This is a genomic window from Streptomyces sp. NPDC041122, assembly GCF_055592445.1.
The window spans coordinates 353,419-369,648 of the sequence record NZ_JBVIYQ010000008.1; the positions used below are offsets into that span (position 1 = coordinate 353,419).

Annotated in this window: 12 protein-coding genes; 9 read left to right on the forward strand and 3 right to left on the reverse strand. The window is 70.5% G+C overall.

Going from position 1 to position 16,230, the window contains the following annotated elements; all coding sequences use genetic code 11:
* Window positions 1-125: 125 nt before the first annotated feature.
* The 4 genes from secD (at window position 126) to ACZ6B8_RS28335 (ending at window position 6,408) form a co-directional block, all read left to right on the forward strand.
* The gene (gene secD, locus ACZ6B8_RS28320) at window positions 126-1,904 is read left to right on the forward strand and encodes a protein translocase subunit SecD (protein WP_471609097.1); all 1,779 of its coding nucleotides are present in this window, start codon (window positions 126-128) and stop codon (window positions 1,902-1,904) included.
* A 1-nt stretch (window position 1,905) separates the two neighbouring features.
* A complete protein-coding gene (gene secF, locus ACZ6B8_RS28325) occupies window positions 1,906-3,030 on the forward strand; it encodes a protein translocase subunit SecF (protein ID WP_471080962.1) in 1,125 nt (374 codons plus the stop codon).
* Window positions 3,027-3,575 (forward strand): adenine phosphoribosyltransferase, encoded by a 549-nt coding sequence (locus ACZ6B8_RS28330; RefSeq protein WP_362371590.1) that lies wholly within the window; start codon window positions 3,027-3,029, stop codon window positions 3,573-3,575. The genes secF and ACZ6B8_RS28330 overlap by 4 nt, the downstream gene beginning before the upstream one ends.
* A 295-nt stretch (window positions 3,576-3,870) precedes the next feature.
* Entirely contained in the window at window positions 3,871-6,408 is a 2,538-nt protein-coding gene (locus ACZ6B8_RS28335; protein ID WP_471080971.1) for a RelA/SpoT family protein, read from the forward strand.
* 70 nt (window positions 6,409-6,478) lie between these two features.
* On the opposite strand, the gene ACZ6B8_RS28340 is transcribed toward ACZ6B8_RS28335, so the two are convergent.
* Entirely contained in the window at window positions 6,479-7,711 is a 1,233-nt protein-coding gene (locus ACZ6B8_RS28340; protein WP_471609098.1) for a DUF349 domain-containing protein, read from the reverse strand.
* A 134-nt stretch (window positions 7,712-7,845) separates the two neighbouring features.
* On the reverse strand, window positions 7,846-8,670 hold the full coding sequence (locus ACZ6B8_RS28345; protein ID WP_471609099.1) for a peptidylprolyl isomerase: 825 nt from the start codon (window positions 8,668-8,670) through the stop codon (window positions 7,846-7,848).
* 164 nt (window positions 8,671-8,834) lie between these two features.
* Between ACZ6B8_RS28345 and ACZ6B8_RS28350 the strand changes: the two genes are divergently transcribed.
* From ACZ6B8_RS28350 to rpsD, 5 genes are all read left to right on the forward strand, one after another.
* Window positions 8,835-9,548 (forward strand): MBL fold metallo-hydrolase, encoded by a 714-nt coding sequence (locus ACZ6B8_RS28350; protein ID WP_471080981.1) that lies wholly within the window; start codon window positions 8,835-8,837, stop codon window positions 9,546-9,548.
* Window positions 9,549-9,561: 13 nt separating this feature from the next.
* Window positions 9,562-10,824, forward strand: a complete 1,263-nt coding sequence (gene hisS / locus ACZ6B8_RS28355) for a histidine--tRNA ligase (protein WP_471609100.1) — start codon at window positions 9,562-9,564, stop codon at window positions 10,822-10,824.
* A gap of 227 nt (window positions 10,825-11,051) precedes the next feature.
* Complete coding sequence (locus ACZ6B8_RS28360; RefSeq protein WP_471080987.1) at window positions 11,052-11,681, forward strand: vitamin K epoxide reductase family protein; 630 nt, start codon at window positions 11,052-11,054, stop codon at window positions 11,679-11,681.
* Between the two features lie 57 nt (window positions 11,682-11,738).
* Window positions 11,739-13,100, forward strand: coding sequence for a replication-associated recombination protein A (locus ACZ6B8_RS28365; RefSeq protein WP_471609101.1), 1,362 nt, complete (start codon window positions 11,739-11,741; stop codon window positions 13,098-13,100).
* Window positions 13,101-13,459: 359 nt separating this feature from the next.
* Entirely contained in the window at window positions 13,460-14,074 is a 615-nt protein-coding gene (gene rpsD / locus ACZ6B8_RS28370) for a 30S ribosomal protein S4 (protein ID WP_355818996.1), read from the forward strand.
* On the opposite strand, the gene ACZ6B8_RS28375 is transcribed toward rpsD, so the two are convergent.
* Window positions 14,062-16,194 carry an ATP-binding protein gene (locus ACZ6B8_RS28375; protein ID WP_471080994.1) on the reverse strand — a complete coding sequence of 711 codons (2,133 nt, stop codon included), beginning with the start codon at window positions 16,192-16,194 and terminating at the stop codon, window positions 14,062-14,064. The two genes, rpsD and ACZ6B8_RS28375, sit on opposite strands and share 13 nt — an antisense overlap.
* Window positions 16,195-16,230: the final 36 nt, after the last annotated feature.

Here is a 16,230-nt window from a genome sequence, read left to right on the forward strand (position 1 = left end):
CTCGGGCCCCGGATCACGTGCATTTCGCGCCGAATCTCGACACCACTTCATGGCCGCCCGCCCGGACCTCCGACGCTTACGGGGGAAGACCGGACGCCGGGCGGTTGGACAGGGAGAACGAGAAGGTGGCAGCACCGAAGAAGGGCCGAAGGCAGAGCGCCCCGGGCAAGCCGGGACGCTCTCTGGTCTTCATCCTGATCGCCCTCGTGGCGCTGACCGGGGGCATGTTCCTCTCCGGGCACACCACGCCGCGCCTGGGCATCGACCTCGCCGGCGGCACGAGCATCACGCTCGAGGCCAAGAACGAGCCGGGCCAGAAGGACGCGATCAACCCGACCAACATGAACACCGCGGTTGACATCATCAACAACCGCGTCAACGGTCTGGGTGTCTCCGAGGCCGAGGTTCAGACCCAGGGCGACAAGAACATCATCGTCAACATCCCCAAGGGTTCGAACGAGAAGCAGGCGCGCGAGCAGGTCGGCACGACCGCTCAGCTCTACTTCCGTCCGGTGATCACGCAGGCCCCCGGCCAGCCCACGCCCGACCCGTCCGCCAGCCCCTCGTCCGGTACGGACAAGGAGAAGGGCAAGGACAAGGGCAAGGACGAGGTCACCGACAAGGCCACGGACAAGGCGACCGACAAGGCGAACTCCCCGTCCGGCGACCCCTCGCCGCAGGGCCGCGCCGTCAGCGAGGCCCTGAAGGCCGACCCGACGCCGTCGGGCGAGGCCAAGGACGGCCAGGACGGCAAGAAGAACGACAAGGCGCCGACACCGGACCCGGCCACCGCCAAGCTGCAGGAGAAGTTCACCAAGCTCGACTGCACGGACAAGAAGGCCCGCGCCGAGGCCGGCCGCGGTGTGAAGCCCTCCGACCCGACGGTCGCCTGTGGCAAGAGCCCCGACGGCAAGACCTGGGACAAGTTCATCCTCGCCCCCGCCGAGCTCAACGGCAAGGACGTCGACGACGCCAAGGCGACGATCAACCAGCAGTCCGGTGCCTGGGTCGTCAACATGGAGTTCACGAAGGGTGGCTCCAAGAAGTTCTCCGAGGTCACCAGCAAGATCAAGACGCAGCAGCCGCCGCAGAACCAGTTCGCGATCGTCCTCGACGGCGAAGTGGCCTCGGCCCCCAGCGTCAGCACGACCCTGAACAGCAACGCCGAGATCTCCGGCAGCTTCGACCAGGAGTCGGCGAAGGACCTCGCCAACATCCTGTCGTACGGCGCCCTGCCCCTCACCTTCCACGAGCAGAGCGTCACGACCGTCAGCCCCGCACTCGGCGGCGAGCAGCTCCAGGCCGGCCTCATCGCGGGCGCCATCGGTCTCGCGCTCGTGATCATCTACCTCGTGGCCTACTACCGCGGCCTGTCGCTCATCGCCATCGCGAGCCTCCTGGTCTCCGCGGTGCTGACGTACGCGATCATGACGCTGCTCGGCCCGACGATTAAGTTCGCGCTGAACCTGCCCGCGGTGTGTGGTGCGATCGTCGCGATCGGCATCACGGCGGACTCGTTCATCGTGTTCTTCGAACGCATCCGTGACGAGATCCGCGAGGGCCGTACGCTGCGTCCCGCCGTCGAGCGGGCCTGGCCGCGCGCCCGGCGCACCATCCTAGTCTCCGACTTCGTGTCGTTCCTCGCCGCCGCCGTGCTCTTCGTCGTCACGGTCGGCAAGGTGCAGGGCTTCGCGTTCACACTCGGCCTGACCACGCTGCTCGACGTCGTCGTGGTGTTCTTCTTCACCAAGCCGCTGATGACGCTCATGGCCCGCAAGAAGTTCTTCGCGAGCGGCCACAAGTGGTCCGGCCTCGACCCGAAGCGGCTCGGAGCCAAGCCCCCGCTGCGCCGCTCCCGCCGCACCGCTCCCCCCGCCGGCCCTGTCGACCCGAAGGAGGCGTGAGATGTCGAAGCTCGGCAATCTCGGCGCCAGGCTCTACCGCGGTGAGGTCGGCTACGACTTCGTCGGCAAGCGCAAGATCTGGTACGGCATCTCGATACTGATCACCATCACGGCCATCGTCGGCCTGGCGGTGCGCGGCCTGAACATGGGCATCGAGTTCGAGGGCGGCGCCGTCTTCAACACCCCGAAGACCAGCGTCTCGGTGGCGCAGGCCGAGGAGTCGGCGGAGAAGGCGTCCGGTCACGACGCGATCGTCCAGAAGCTGGGCGGCGACAAGCTCCGCATCCAGATCGCGGGCGTGGACATCAAGAAGTCCGACCAGATCAAGAGGGCGCTGGCCGAGGACCTGGACGTCAAGGCCGGCGACATCGACGCCGACCTGGTGGGCCCCAGCTGGGGCGAGCAGATCGCCAACAAGGCCTGGCAGGGCCTGGCGATCTTCATGGTCCTCGTGGTGGTCTACCTGGCCATCGCCTTCGAGTGGCGCATGGCCCTGGCGGCGCTCATCGCGCTCATCCACGACATCACCATCACCGTGGGTGTGTACGCGCTGGTCGGATTCGAGGTCACCCCCGGCACGGTGATCGGTCTGCTGACCATCCTCGGTTACTCGCTCTACGACACGGTGGTGGTCTTCGACAGCTTGAAGGAGCAGTCGAAGGACATCACCAAGCAGACCAGGTACACCTACAGCGAACTGGCCAACCGCAGCATCAACGGCACCCTGGTGCGCTCCATCAACACCACGGTCGTCGCGCTGCTCCCGGTGGCCGGTCTGCTCTTCATCGGTGGCGGCGTCCTCGGCGCCGGCATGCTCAACGACATCTCGCTGTCGCTGTTCGTCGGCCTCGCGGCCGGTGCGTACTCCTCGATCTTCATCGCCACGCCACTCGTCGCCGACTTCAAGGAGCGCGAGCCGCAGATGAAGGCCCTCAAGAAGCGGGTGCTCGCCAAGCGCGCGGCGGCCGCGGCCAAGGGCGAGTCGGCGGAGGCGCCGGTGTCCGCCGGTGACGAGTACGCGCGGGACGAGGAGCCCGGCGACGCCGCTCCGGCGGTCGTCGGCCCCCGTACGCAGCCGCCGTCCCGCAACCGCGGCAAGGGCCGTCCCTCGGGGAAGCGCCGATGACCGAGCTCGCGGGCGTCACGGAGCTGCTCGTCAGCCGCATCCGTGACGTGCCGGACTACCCCAAGCCGGGCGTGATGTTCAAGGACATCACCCCGCTCCTTGCGGACCCGGCCGCGTTCTCGGCGCTCACGGACACGCTGGCCGACCTCAGCGTGCGGCACGGCGCCACGAAGATCGTCGGTCTGGAGGCCCGGGGCTTCATCCTCGGCGCCCCCGTCGCCGTCCGCGCCGGGCTCGGCTTCGTCCCCGTACGCAAGGCGGGCAAGCTCCCCGGAGCGACGCTCAAGCAGGCCTACGACCTGGAGTACGGCAGCGCCGAGATCGAGGTGCACGCCGAGGACCTGGCCGCGGGCGACCGCGTCATGGTCATCGACGACGTCCTCGCCACCGGCGGCACCGCGGCGGCCTCGGTGGAGCTGATCCGCCGCTCGGGCGCCGAGGTGGCCGGGGTCGCGGTCCTCATGGAGCTCGGCTTCCTCGACGGCCGGCAGCGGCTCGAGCCCGCCCTCGCCGGGGCGCCGCTGGAGGCGCTGATCACCGTCTGAGACGGCTCGTGACACGACGCGACGGGCGCCCCGGTACGGACCGGGGCGCCCGTCGTCGTTTCGGCCGGTTCCTGCTCTGGACCCGGCCCACGCGGGTACGCGGAGCGGGAGGGGGACCGCGCCGGGCGACCGACGGACGCCGACGGCGGCGACCGCGGGAATCCATGGATCGTCCCGCACGTTTCTCCAGTACAGGGGCGTCTCACCGGCCGGAGGCGACCCTGCGGCCCAGGATCGATACCATGGGCTCTTCGGGGCCTGACCGGAGGACCCGGATCGCGCACAGGGAGCGCTCTTGCCAGACGAGTCCCAGCCACTCACCGCCGCCAAGGCCGCCCAGAAGGCCCAGCAGGCCTCGGCGGGCTCCGCCGCGTCCGCGAACAAGGCAGACGGCGCGCAGGCCGGCACGTCCGCGCAGCGCGCCAAGGAAGAGGTCTCCCGGGGCGACAAGCCGGCCGAGCAGCCCCGCCCGAAGCAGCCCGCCGACGACCACCCGACGGCCCCCGCCGTCCGCCCCGCCACCGGCCAGCCCGCGCGCTCGGGCTCGTCCAACCGCGTGCGGGCCCGCCTCGCCCGGCTCGGCGTCCAGCGCTCCAACCCGTACAACCCGGTCCTGGAGCCCCTGCTGCGCATAGTGCGGAGCAACGACCCCAAGATCGAGACGGCGACGCTGCGCCAGATCGAGCGGGCCTACCAGGTCGCCGAGCGCTGGCACCGTGGCCAGAAGCGCAAGAGCGGCGACCCGTACATCACGCACCCGCTCGCCGTGACGACCATCCTCGCCGAGCTCGGCATGGACCCGGCCACCCTGATGGCCGGGCTCCTGCACGACACCGTCGAGGACACCGAGTACGGCCTGGACACCCTCAAGCGCGACTTCGGCGACCAGGTCGCCCTGCTCGTCGACGGCGTGACCAAGCTGGACAAGGTCAAGTTCGGCGAGGCCGCGCAGGCCGAGACCGTGCGCAAGATGGTCGTCGCGATGGCCAAGGACCCCCGCGTCCTGGTCATCAAGCTCGCCGACCGCCTGCACAACATGCGCACGATGCGCTACCTCAAGCGCGAGAAGCAGGAGAAGAAGGCCCGCGAGACCCTGGAGATCTACGCTCCGCTGGCGCACCGCCTGGGCATGAACACCATCAAGTGGGAGCTGGAGGACCTCGCCTTCGCGATCCTCTACCCCAAGATGTACGACGAGATCGTGCGCCTGGTCGCCGAGCGCGCCCCCAAGCGCGACGAGTACCTGGCCATAGTGACCGACGAGGTCCAGGCCGACCTGCGCGCCGCCCGCATCAAGGCCACCGTCACCGGACGCCCGAAGCACTACTACAGCGTCTACCAGAAGATGATCGTCCGCGGCCGCGACTTCGCGGAGATCTACGACCTGGTGGGCATCCGGGTCCTGGTCGACACGGTCCGCGACTGCTACGCCGCCCTCGGCACCGTGCACGCGCGATGGAACCCGGTCCCCGGCCGGTTCAAGGACTACATCGCGATGCCGAAGTTCAACATGTACCAGTCGCTGCACACGACGGTCATCGGCCCCAACGGCAAGCCCGTCGAGCTGCAGATCCGCACCTTCGACATGCACCGCCGCGCCGAGTACGGCATCGCCGCGCACTGGAAGTACAAGCAGGAGGCCGTCGCCGGCGCCTCCAAGGTGCGCACCGACGTGCCGAGGAAGACCGGCAAGGACGACCACCTCAACGACATGGCGTGGCTGCGCCAGCTGCTCGACTGGCAGAAGGAGACCGAGGACCCCAGCGAGTTCCTCGAATCGCTGCGCTTCGACCTGTCGCGCAACGAGGTCTTCGTCTTCACGCCGAAGGGCGACGTCATAGCGCTGCCCGCGGGCGCGACCCCGGTCGACTTCTCGTACGCGGTGCACACCGAGGTCGGCCACCGCACCATAGGCGCACGGGTCAACGGCCGCCTCGTACCGCTCGAATCCACCCTGGACAACGGCGACCTGGTGGAGGTCTTCACCTCCAAGGCGGCCGGCGCGGGCCCCTCCCGCGACTGGCTCGGCTTCGTCAAGTCGCCCCGGGCGCGCAACAAGATCCGCGCGTGGTTCTCCAAGGAGCGCCGCGACGAGGCGATCGAGCAGGGCAAGGACGCCATCGCGCGGGCCATGCGCAAGCAGAACCTGCCGATCCAGCGCATCCTCACCGGCGACTCCCTGGTCACCCTCGCGCACGAGATGCGCTACCCGGACATCTCCTCGCTCTACGCGGCGATCGGCGAGGGCCACGTCACCGCGCAGTCCGTCGTCCAGAAGCTCGTGCAGGCCCTCGGCGGCGAGGAGGCCGCCAACGAGGACATCGCCGAGAGCGCGCCGCCCTCGCGCGGGCGCAGCAAGCGCCGCTCCAACGCCGACCCGGGCGTCGTGGTCAAGGGTGTCGAGGACGTGTGGGTCAAGCTGGCCCGCTGCTGCACGCCCGTCCCCGGAGACCCCATCATCGGCTTCGTCACCCGCGGCAGCGGCGTATCGGTGCACCGCAGCGACTGTGTCAACGTGGACTCGCTCTCCCGCGAGCCCGAGCGGATCCTCGAGGTCGAGTGGGCGCCCACCCAGTCCTCGGTCTTCCTGGTCGCCATCCAGGTGGAGGCCCTGGACCGCTCGCGGCTGCTCTCCGACGTCACGCGCATCCTCTCGGACCAGCACGTGAACATCCTGTCGGCGGCCGTGCAGACCTCCCGCGACCGCGTCGCCACCTCCCGCTTCACCTTCGAGATGGGCGACCCCAAGCACCTGGGGCACGTCCTCAAGGCGGTCAGGGGAGTGGAGGGCGTGTACGACGTCTACCGGGTCACCTCGACGCGCAGGCCCTGACTCCTGTCACACATGGGTCCGCCCCCGGCGTTCGGCGCCGGGGGCGGACCCATGTGTCGTGAGGACCCGGTCAGCCGCCGAACTCGTGCAGACCCTTGAGGGCCTGGTCGAGAAGCGCCTGGCGGCCGTCGAGTTCCTTCTGGAGCTTGTCGGCCTTGGCGTCGTTGCCCGCGGCGCGAGCCTTCTCGATCTGCTCCGTCAGCTTGTCCACGGCCGCCTGCAGCTGACCGGTGAGCCCCTCGGCACGCGCGCGTGCCTCCGGGTTCGTACGGCGCCACTCGGCCTCCTCGGACTCCTGCAGCGCCCGCTCCACGGCGTGCATCCGGCCCTCGACCTTCGGGCGGGCGTCACGCGGGACGTGGCCGATGGCCTCCCAGCGCTCGTTGAGGGAACGGAACGCGGCACGGGCCGCCTTCAGATCCGTCACCGGGACGAGCTTCTCGGCCTCGTCGGCCAGCTCCTCCTTGAGCTTGAGGTTCTCGCCCTGCTCCGCGTCGCGCTCGGCGAAGACCGAGCTGCGCGCCGCGAAGAACACGTCCTGGGCGCCGCGGAAGCGGTTCCACAGGTCGTCCTCGTGCTCGCGCTGGGCACGGCCCGCGGCCTTCCAGTCGGCCATCAGCTCGCGGTAACGGGCCGCCGTCGGGCCCCAGTCCGTCGAGTTCGACAGCGCCTCGGCCTCGCCGACCAGCTTCTCCTTGGCCTTGCGGGCGTCCTCGCGCTGCGCGTCGAGGGACGCGAAGTGCGCCTTGCGCCGCTTGGAGAACGCCGAGCGGGCGTGCGAGAAGCGGTGCCACAGCTCGTCGTCCGACTTGCGGTCGAGGCGCGGCAGACCCTTCCAGGTGTCCACCAGGGCCCGCAGCCGCTCGCCGGCCGCCCGCCACTGCTCGCTCTGGGCCAGCTCCTCGGCCTCGGTGACCAGGGCCTCCTTGGCGTGCCGCGCCTCGTCGGACTGCTTGGCCTTTTGGACCTTGCGCTCCTCGCGGCGCGACTCGACGGTCTCCACGAGCTTGTCGAGCCGCTTGCTCAGCGCGTCCAGATCGCCGACGGCATGCGCCTCGTCCACCTGCTGGCGCAGATGGTCGATGGCGGTCATGGCGTCCTTGGCGGACAGGTCGGTCGTCTTCACCCGGCGCTCGAGAAGTCCGATCTCGACGACCAGACCGTCGTACTTGCGCTCGAAGTAGGCGAGGGCCTCGTCCGGAGATCCTGCCTGCCACGAACCGACCACTCGCTCGCCGCCGTCGGCCGTACGCACGTACACGGTCCCCGTCTCGTCGACGCGGCCCCACGGGTCGCTGCTCACAGCGCCTCCTCCACATGATGCCTGCGCAGGGCCGTCGGGCCCCCGGCATCGTCCACAGTTTCGTCACCGCCAACATAGGCGACCGGCGGGGCGGCTGTCCGCATCCAGCGCGTTTGAAGTTTGCCCACCGGGCCTCAGGATTTCGTGACGGTGGCCTTGTCGATGACGACCGTCGCGTTCGGTGCGCCGTCGCCCCGACCGCTGCTCTCGCCGGCGGCCGCGATCTTCTTCAGAACCTTCATCCCGGAATCGGAAATGGTCCCGAACGGTGTGTAGTCGGGCGGCAGCTGACTGTCCTGGTACACCAGGAAGAACTGGCTGCCACCGGTGTCGCGCCCCTTCTTCTTCCCGGCGTTGTACTGGTTCGCCATGGCCACCGTGCCGGCCGGATAGACGTTGCCCTTCAGGCGCTTGTCCTTGAGGTTCTCGTCCGGGATCGAGTAGCCGGGGCCGCCCTCGCCGGTGCCCTTGGGGTCACCGCACTGCAGGACGTAGATCCCGCCGGTGGTCAGGCGGTGGCACTTGGTGTGGTCGAGATAGCCCTTGTTCACCAAAAAGTTGAACGAGTTGACGGTGTGCGGGGCCTTCGCCGCGTCCAGGTCGAGGCCGATGTCGCCGCACGTCGTCTCGAGGTTCATCCGGTAGTCCGCCGACTTGTCGATGTCGAGCGCCGGCTCCTTCTTGAAGCTCAGCGGCTTCACGGCGCCGGGCGCCGCCTTCTCGCAGGGGTCCTTCGGCGCGCTGGTGGGCCGCGCTGCCGCGTCGTCCTTCGTCGACTCGTCGCCGTCGAAGGCGCCCGCCGCGTACGACACCGCGGCACCGGCCACGACCACCGCGAGCGCCCCCGCGATCACCGCGTTGCGCATCCGGGCCCGGCGCCGCGCGGCCTCCCGCCGCTCCTGCTGGCGCGCGAACTTCTCCCGGGCGAGCTGCCGCCGCCGCTGCTCGTTGCTGACCACCGGGTCTCTCCCCTTGTCCTGGGACCCATTCCGGGACCACCTGAATGTGCCCCGTACCGTATATGGGTTACCTGTGGAATCGGCAGCGCCGGTAGGCTCTGATCTGCCGCGTTCTCCCGCCGGGGACCGCGGTTCCCCCGCCGGACGACGAACGAAGGACGATCGTGCTCATTGCCGGGTTCCCCGCCGGGGCCTGGGGCACCAACTGCTATGTGGTCGCCCCCGCCGCAGGCGAGGAGTGCGTGATCATCGACCCGGGCCACCAGGCCGCCCAGGGAGTCGAGGACGCACTCGCCAAGCATCGGCTCAAGCCCGTCGCGGTCATCCTCACCCACGGCCACATCGACCATGTCGCCTCGGTCGTCCCGGTGTGCGGAGCGCACGACGTCCCCGCGTGGATCCACCCGTCCGACCGGTACATGATGAGCGACCCCGAGAAGGCGCTCGGGCGTTCCATCGGGATGCCGCTGATGGGCGAGCTGACCGTGGGGGAGCCCGACGACCTGCGGGAGCTGTCCGACGGCGCCGACCTGAAGCTGGCGGGCCTCGACTTCTCCGTCGCGCACGCGCCGGGCCATACGAAGGGGTCGGTGACCTTCCGGATGCCCGAGACGTCCGAGATCCCCTCGGTCTTCTTCTCGGGCGATCTGCTCTTCGCCGGCTCCATCGGACGCACCGACCTGCCCGGCGGCAGCCACACCGAGATCCTCGAGTCGCTGGGCCGCGTGTGCCTGCCGCTCGACGACTCGACCGTGGTGCTGTCCGGCCACGGCCCCCAGACATCCATCGGCCAGGAGCGCGCCACCAACCCGTATCTGCGGCAGGTGGCCGCCGGCTTGGGCGCGGACGACATGTCCGCCCCGCGACGAGGAATGTGACGAGAGAAATTCCGTGAGCACCTTCAAGGCCCCCAAGGGCACCTACGACCTGCTGCCGCCCGACTCCGCGAAGTTCCTCGCGGTGCGCGAGGCCATCGCGGCGCCGCTGCGTGACTCCGGCTACGGCTACGTCGAGACACCCGGGTTTGAGAACGTCGAGCTCTTCGCCCGCGGTGTCGGTGAGTCCACCGACATCGTCACCAAGGAGATGTACGCCTTCACCACCAAGGGCGGCGACGAACTCGCGCTGCGCCCCGAAGGCACCGCCTCCGTGCTGCGCGCCGCCCTGGAGGGCAACCTCCACAAGGCCGGCAACCTCCCGGTCAAGCTCTGGTACTCGGGCTCGTACTACCGCTACGAGCGCCCCCAGAAGGGCCGTTACCGCCACTTCTCCCAGGTGGGCGCCGAGGCCATCGGTGCCGAGGACCCGGCGCTCGACGCCGAGCTGATCATCCTGGCCGACCAGGCGTACCGCGCCCTGGGCCTGCGGAACTTCCGGATCCTGCTCAACTCGCTGGGCGACAAGGAGTGCCGTCCCGTCTACCGGGCCGCGCTGCAGGAGTTCCTGCGCGGGCTCGACCTGGACGAGGAGACACGTCGACGTATCGACATCAACCCGCTCCGCGTCCTCGACGACAAGCGTGCCGACGTCCAGAAGCAGCTGGTGGGCGCACCCTCGCTGCGCGACTACCTCTGCGACGCCTGCAAGGCGTACCACGAGGAGGTCCGCGAACTGATCACGGCGGCGGGCGTCGCCTTCGAGGACGACGAGAAGCTGGTCCGCGGCCTGGACTACTACACGCGCACCACCTTCGAGTTCGTCCACGACGGCCTCGGCTCGCAGTCCGCGGTGGGCGGCGGCGGCCGCTACGACGGCCTGTCCGAGATGATCGGCGGCCCCTCGCTGCCCTCGGTCGGCTGGGCGCTCGGCGTGGACCGCACGGTGCTGGCCCTGGAGGCGGAGGGCGTCGAGCTCGAACTCCCCGCGTCCACCAGCGTGTTCGCGGTACCGCTCGGCGAGGAGGCGCGCCGCGTCCTGTTCGCCAAGGTGACGGAGTTGCGCAAGGCCGGTATCGCGGCGGACTTCAGCTTCGGCGGCAAGGGCCTCAAGGGCGCGATGAAGAACGCCAACCGCAGCGGCGCGCGCTTCACGGTCGTCGCGGGCGAGCGCGACCTCGCCGAGGGCGTCGTCCAGCTCAAGGACATGGAGTCCGGCGAGCAGGACGCGGTCGCGGTGGACGAGCTGGTGCCGACGCTGAAGGCGAAGCTCAAGTAGGAGCGTCGCTGAGGCTCTTGGGGAGCGGGGCCCGGGGCAGGCGCCCCGCGACCTCGCTCCGGGGCGCAGCCGGGTCCAGAGCCGCAGAGTCCGGTTCCCGATGTCGGAGTTCACGCCCCCGTACGTGCCTCCTTATGTCCATCGAACGGTGGACACACAGGCGCGTGCGGCACAATGTGCGTGCCCGCGGCCACCACAAGCGACGGAACGGCGTGATGAGCAAAACGATGTCAGCGAAGGACGGCGCCCTGGACGGCCAGGAGCGCACGGGTTCTCCCGGTGCCGTCGGCGGCAGCCGTGCGCTCGCCCTGCTGCTGGTGATCACGGGCGCGGCCGGTCTGCTCGCCGCCTGGGTGATCACCCTCGACAAGTTCGAGCTCCTGAAGGACCCGAACTTCCAGCCCGGTTGCAGCATCAACCCCGTCGTGGCCTGCGGCAGCATCATGAAGAGCGAGCAGGCGGAGGCCTTCGGCTTCCCGAACCCGATGCTGGGCCTGGTCGCCTACGGCATCGTCATCTGCGTCGGCATGAGCCTGCTGGGCCGCGCCCGCTTCCCGCGCTGGTACTGGCTCACGTTCAACGCGGGCACGCTCTTCGGCGTCGGATTCTGCACCTGGCTGATGATCCAGTCGCTCTACCACATCAACGCGCTCTGCCTGTGGTGCTGCCTGGCCTGGGCGGCCACCATCATCATGTTCTGGTACGTGACGTCCGCCAACGTCCGCGCCGGCTTCCTGCCCGCGCCGAACTGGGCCAAGAGCTTCCTCGCGGACTTCACCTGGGCCCTGCCCGTGATGCACCTCGGCGTCGTCGCGATGCTGATCCTCACCCGCTGGGGTGCCGACCTCTGGGCCTGAGCGGGCGGAACCGCCTCCCCGGCGGGATTGTCAGTGGGGTGACATAGGGTTCTTGACGTGGAGCCCGACCTGTTCACCGCCGCAGCCGAAGACCGCCAGGAGAAGGACCCGTCCAGCAGTCCCCTGGCCGTCCGGATGCGCCCCCGCACCCTCGACGAAGTAGTCGGCCAGCAGCATCTGCTCAAGCCGGGCTCGCCCCTGCGCCGCCTGGTCGGCGAGGGCGGGGGAGGCCCCGCCGGACCCTCCTCGGTGTTCCTGTGGGGCCCGCCCGGCATCGGCAAGACCACTTTGGCGTACGTCGTCTCCAAGGCGACGAACAAGCGCTTCGTCGAGCTCTCCGCGATCACCGCGGGCGTTAAGGAGGTGCGCGCCGTCATCGACGGGGCGCGCCGGGCGATGGGTGGCCACGGCAAGGAGACCGTCCTCTTCCTCGACGAGATCCACCGTTTCAGCAAGGCCCAGCAGGACTCGCTGCTGCCCGCCGTCGAGAACCGCTGGGTGACGCTGATCGCGGCGACCACCGAGAACCCCTACTTCTCGATCATCTCCCCGCTGCTCTCGCGCTCCCTGCTGCTCACCCTCGAACCGCTCACCGACGACGACCTGCGCGGCCTGCTCCGCCGGGCGCTCGCCGACGAGCGGGGGCTCGGCGGCGCGGTCGAGCTGCCCGAAGAGGCCGAGGAACACCTGCTGCGCATCGCGGGCGGCGACGCCCGGCGCGCCCTCACCGCCCTGGAGGCGGGCGCGGGGTCGGCGCTCGCCCAGGGCGAGAAGACGATCACCCTCCAGACCCTGGAGGAGTCCGTCGACCGGGCCGCCGTGAAGTACGACCGGGACGGCGACCAGCACTACGACGTGGCGAGCGCCCTCATCAAGTCCATCCGCGGCTCGGACGTCGACGCGGCCCTGCACTACCTGGCCCGCATGATCGAGGCGGGCGAGGACCCCCGCTTCATCGCCCGACGCCTGATGATCTCCGCGAGCGAGGACATCGGCCTCGCCGACCCGACCGCCCTGCCCACCGCGGTCGCCGCGGCCCAGGCCGTCGCCATGATCGGCTTCCCGGAGGCCGCGCTCACCCTCAGCCACGCCACGATCGCCCTCGCCCTGGCCCCGAAGTCGAACGCCGCGACGATCGCGATCCAACAGGCCCAGGCCGACGTCCGCGGTGGACTCGCCGGCCCCGTTCCGCCCCACCTGTGCGACGGCCACTACAAGGGCGCGGCCAAGCTCGGCCACGCCCAGGGGTACGTGTACCCCCACGACGTCCCCGGCGGCATCGCCGCCCAGCAGTACGCGCCGGACACCATCGAGGGCAAGCGCTACTACCAGCCCACCCGGTACGGCGCCGAGGCGCGGTACGCCGACGTGGTCGACCGGGTCCGCGCCCGCCTCAAGGGCGACCAGCCCGAGGGGTAGGCCCCGCCGCGGAGCCGGGTGGGAGGCACCCCCGGCCACCCGGTACACTGGCCCGAAGCGCTGCGTCCCGTGCCGGTCCCGTACCGGCGCCACCAGATCGGGACATCCAGCCGGAACCCCACCGCCGTAAGGCACCGGGGATCCAGGAGCGTCGCGCACCGTCGAAGGTGTCGCGGGCAGCCCACCACCACCCGGAGCCCGGGAATCGGTCGGTGGGCCACTCGCGTGCTGCACATAGTGCCCAGACCAGGGAGCGGCTGCCTTGCGAGCCCATGGCTCACGAGGTTTCCCAGGCTGCGGATGCGACCTCCCCTAACCACTGGTGAAGCCGAATTCACAATGAACAGAGAGGTTGGTTCATGCCGAACCAGTCCCGCCCCAAGGTCAAGAAGTCGCGTGCCCTCGGCATCGCGCTGACCCCGAAGGCCGTCAAGTACTTCGAGGCCCGCCCCTACCCGCCGGGCGAGCACGGCCGTGGGCGCAAGCAGAACTCGGACTACAAGGTCCGTCTGCTCGAGAAGCAGCGTCTGCGCGCGCAGTACGACCTGTCCGAGCGCCAGCTCGTCCGTGCCTACGAGCGCGCGTCCAAGACGCAGCTCAAGACCGGTGAGGCCCTGGTCATCGAGCTGGAGCGTCGTCTCGACGCCCTGGTTCTGCGTTCGGGCATCGCCCGCACGATCTACCAGGCCCGTCAGATGGTCGTGCACGGCCACATCGAGGTCAACGGCGGCAAGGTCGACAAGCCGTCGTACCGCGTCCGTCCCGACGACGTCGTGATGGTCCGCGAGCGCAGCCGCGAGAAGCCGCTGTTCCAGGTCGCCCGCGAGGGTGGCTTCGCCGCCGACGGCGAGACCCCGCGCTACCTCCAGGTGAACCTGAAGGCCCTGGCCTTCCGCCTGGACCGCGACCCGAACCGCAAGGAGATCCCCGTGATCTGCGACGAGCAGCTCGTCGTCGAGTACTACGCCCGCTGACCCGGACGTAGCTCACCCTGCTTCAGCCCGTCGCCTCCCCGCCCCTCAGGGCGGGGCAGGCGGCGGGTTCGGTCGTTTCCGGGGCCGGTGCACAGCGCCCGCGCCACCGCCGCGTCCAGGTCGAGCCCGGCCCCCGCCCGGACGCACTCCTCGTACCGCTCGTCGCCGAGCGCCTCGCGGGCCCGCTCCTCGCACAGCGCGTGCGGTCCGCCGAAATGGGCCGAGCCGAACAGCGGCAGGCCCACCGACGGCCACACCCGGGCTGCCGCCCCCTGCAGCACCGCGGCCTCCGCGGGATCGCCCTCCGCCACGGTGAACAGCGCCAGCAGTTCGAGGGAGAGGACCGTGCCCAGCAGATCGTGGAAACGGTGGTCGAGAGCGAGCGCCTCGGCGAGCAGCTCGCGCGCGGTCCGCGCCTCACCGCGGATCCAGGCCGCGTAGCCGAGGACGTAGAGCGCGTACGCGAGGGCCCAGCGCTCCCCGTGGTCCTCGCAGACGAGGCGCACGTGCTCGCAGAGCTCCACCGCGTCCGCGAGCTCGCCGCGGAAGGCCAGTGCCATGGCGAGCTCGGCCTGCCCCATCAGGACGTTGCTGTTCAGCTCGCCGATCGTGCGGTAGCGGTCGAGCGCCGAGCGCAGCAGCGTCTCCGCGCGCGGCAGGTCGTCCGTCACCAGGGCCAGACAGCCGATGCGGTGCTCCGCGTACGCCGCCGCGACCGGGCTGCCCGCCTGTTCCGCGCCGTCCCGGCACTCGTGCAGAGCGGCGAGCGCCGCGACCGCGTCGCCCTGGAGCACCGCCACGTAACCGAGCACCCACAGCGCCTTGAGCCGCGAGTCGTCGTGGCCGCCGTCGAGCTCCAGGGCCCGGTCGAGCCAGTGCCTGCCCTCCGCGAGCCGCCCGCACCCCACCCAGTAGAACCAGAGCGTGCCCGCGAGGTACTGGCCGAGGTGGGCCTCGTCCGGCTCGGTCAGGCAGAACTCCAACGCGGCCCGCAGATTGGGCAGTTCCGCGTCGACGAGGGCGGCGACCTGCGGCTGGCGCGGCGAGAACCAGTCCAGCTCGCACCAGGTGGCGAGCCCCATGTACCAGTCGCGGTGCCTGCGCCGCATCCGCTCGCTCTCGCCCGCCGCCTCCAGCCAGTCGGCGCCGTACGCCCTGACCGTGTCGAGCATGCGGTAGCGCACCCCCGCGGGCCACTCCTCGCGGGTCACCACGGACTGCGCGAGGAGTTCGTCGAGTACGTCGAGCACCTCCTCGGCGCACAGGCCGTCCCCGGCGCAGATGTACTCGGCCGCCTCCAGGTCGAACTGGCCCGCGAACACCGTGAGCCGCGACCACAGCAGCCGTTCCCGCGGCGCGCACAGCTCGTGGCTCCAGCCGATGGCGGTGCGCAGCGTCTGATGGCGCGGCGGCGCGTCGCGCCGGACGCCGGTGAGCACTCGGAACCGGTCGTCGAGCCGGGCGAGCAGCTGCGCGGGGGAGAGCGCCCGCAGCCGGCCCGCGGCCAGCTCCACGGCGAGCGGGATCCCCTCCAGGCGGCGGCACAGCTCCATGACGTCCGCGCGGTTGCCGTCGTCGACGACGAAACCGGGCAGGCCGCCCGCCGCCCGCTCGGTGAAGAGCGCCGCCGCGTCCGGCCCCGGCAGCGGCGCGAGCGGCAGGAGCCGTTCACCCCCGGTCTCCAGCGGCCGGCGCCCCACGGCGAGCACCCGCAGCCCGGGGGAGTGCGCCAGGAGCTCGCGCACCAGACAGGCGCAGGCGTCGACGAGGTGCTCGAAACCGTCGACGACGAGGAGGAGCTCCCGCTCCACGAGGTGCCCGAGCAGCACCTGGCGCGGCGGCCGGCGCGTGTGGTCGGTGAGCTCCAGCGCCTCGGCGACCGCGTGCTCCAGGAGGTCGGGGTCGCGCAGCGTCGTGAGATCCACCAGCCAGGCGCCGTCGCGCAGCCGGGTGCGGGCCGCGGCCCGCAGGGCGAGGCGCGACTTGCCGACCCCGCCGACCCCGGTCACCGTGACCAGCCGCCCGGCCTCCAACGCCGTGGCCAGCTCGGCGAGTTCGGTCTCGCGCCCGACGAAGGAGCTCAGTTCCAGGGGGAGATTCCCGGGCGGAAGTGGTCGCATGGGGTACGGAGCGTACTCATTCGTATGCGGTCCGTA

Excerpts from the sequence above, each read along its gene's own strand:
- ACZ6B8_RS28330 (WP_362371590.1), top strand. The coding sequence starts at position 3,027 with ATGACCGAGCTCGCGGGCGTCACGGAGCTGCTCGTCAGCCGCATCCGT.
- ACZ6B8_RS28360 (WP_471080987.1), top strand. The coding sequence starts at position 11,052 with ATGTCAGCGAAGGACGGCGCCCTGGACGGCCAGGAGCGCACGGGTTCT.
- ACZ6B8_RS28375 (WP_471080994.1), bottom strand. The coding sequence starts at position 16,194 with ATGCGACCACTTCCGCCCGGGAATCTCCCCCTGGAACTGAGCTCCTTC.
- secF (WP_471080962.1), top strand. The coding sequence starts at position 1,906 with ATGTCGAAGCTCGGCAATCTCGGCGCCAGGCTCTACCGCGGTGAGGTC.
- rpsD (WP_355818996.1), top strand. The coding sequence starts at position 13,460 with ATGCCGAACCAGTCCCGCCCCAAGGTCAAGAAGTCGCGTGCCCTCGGC.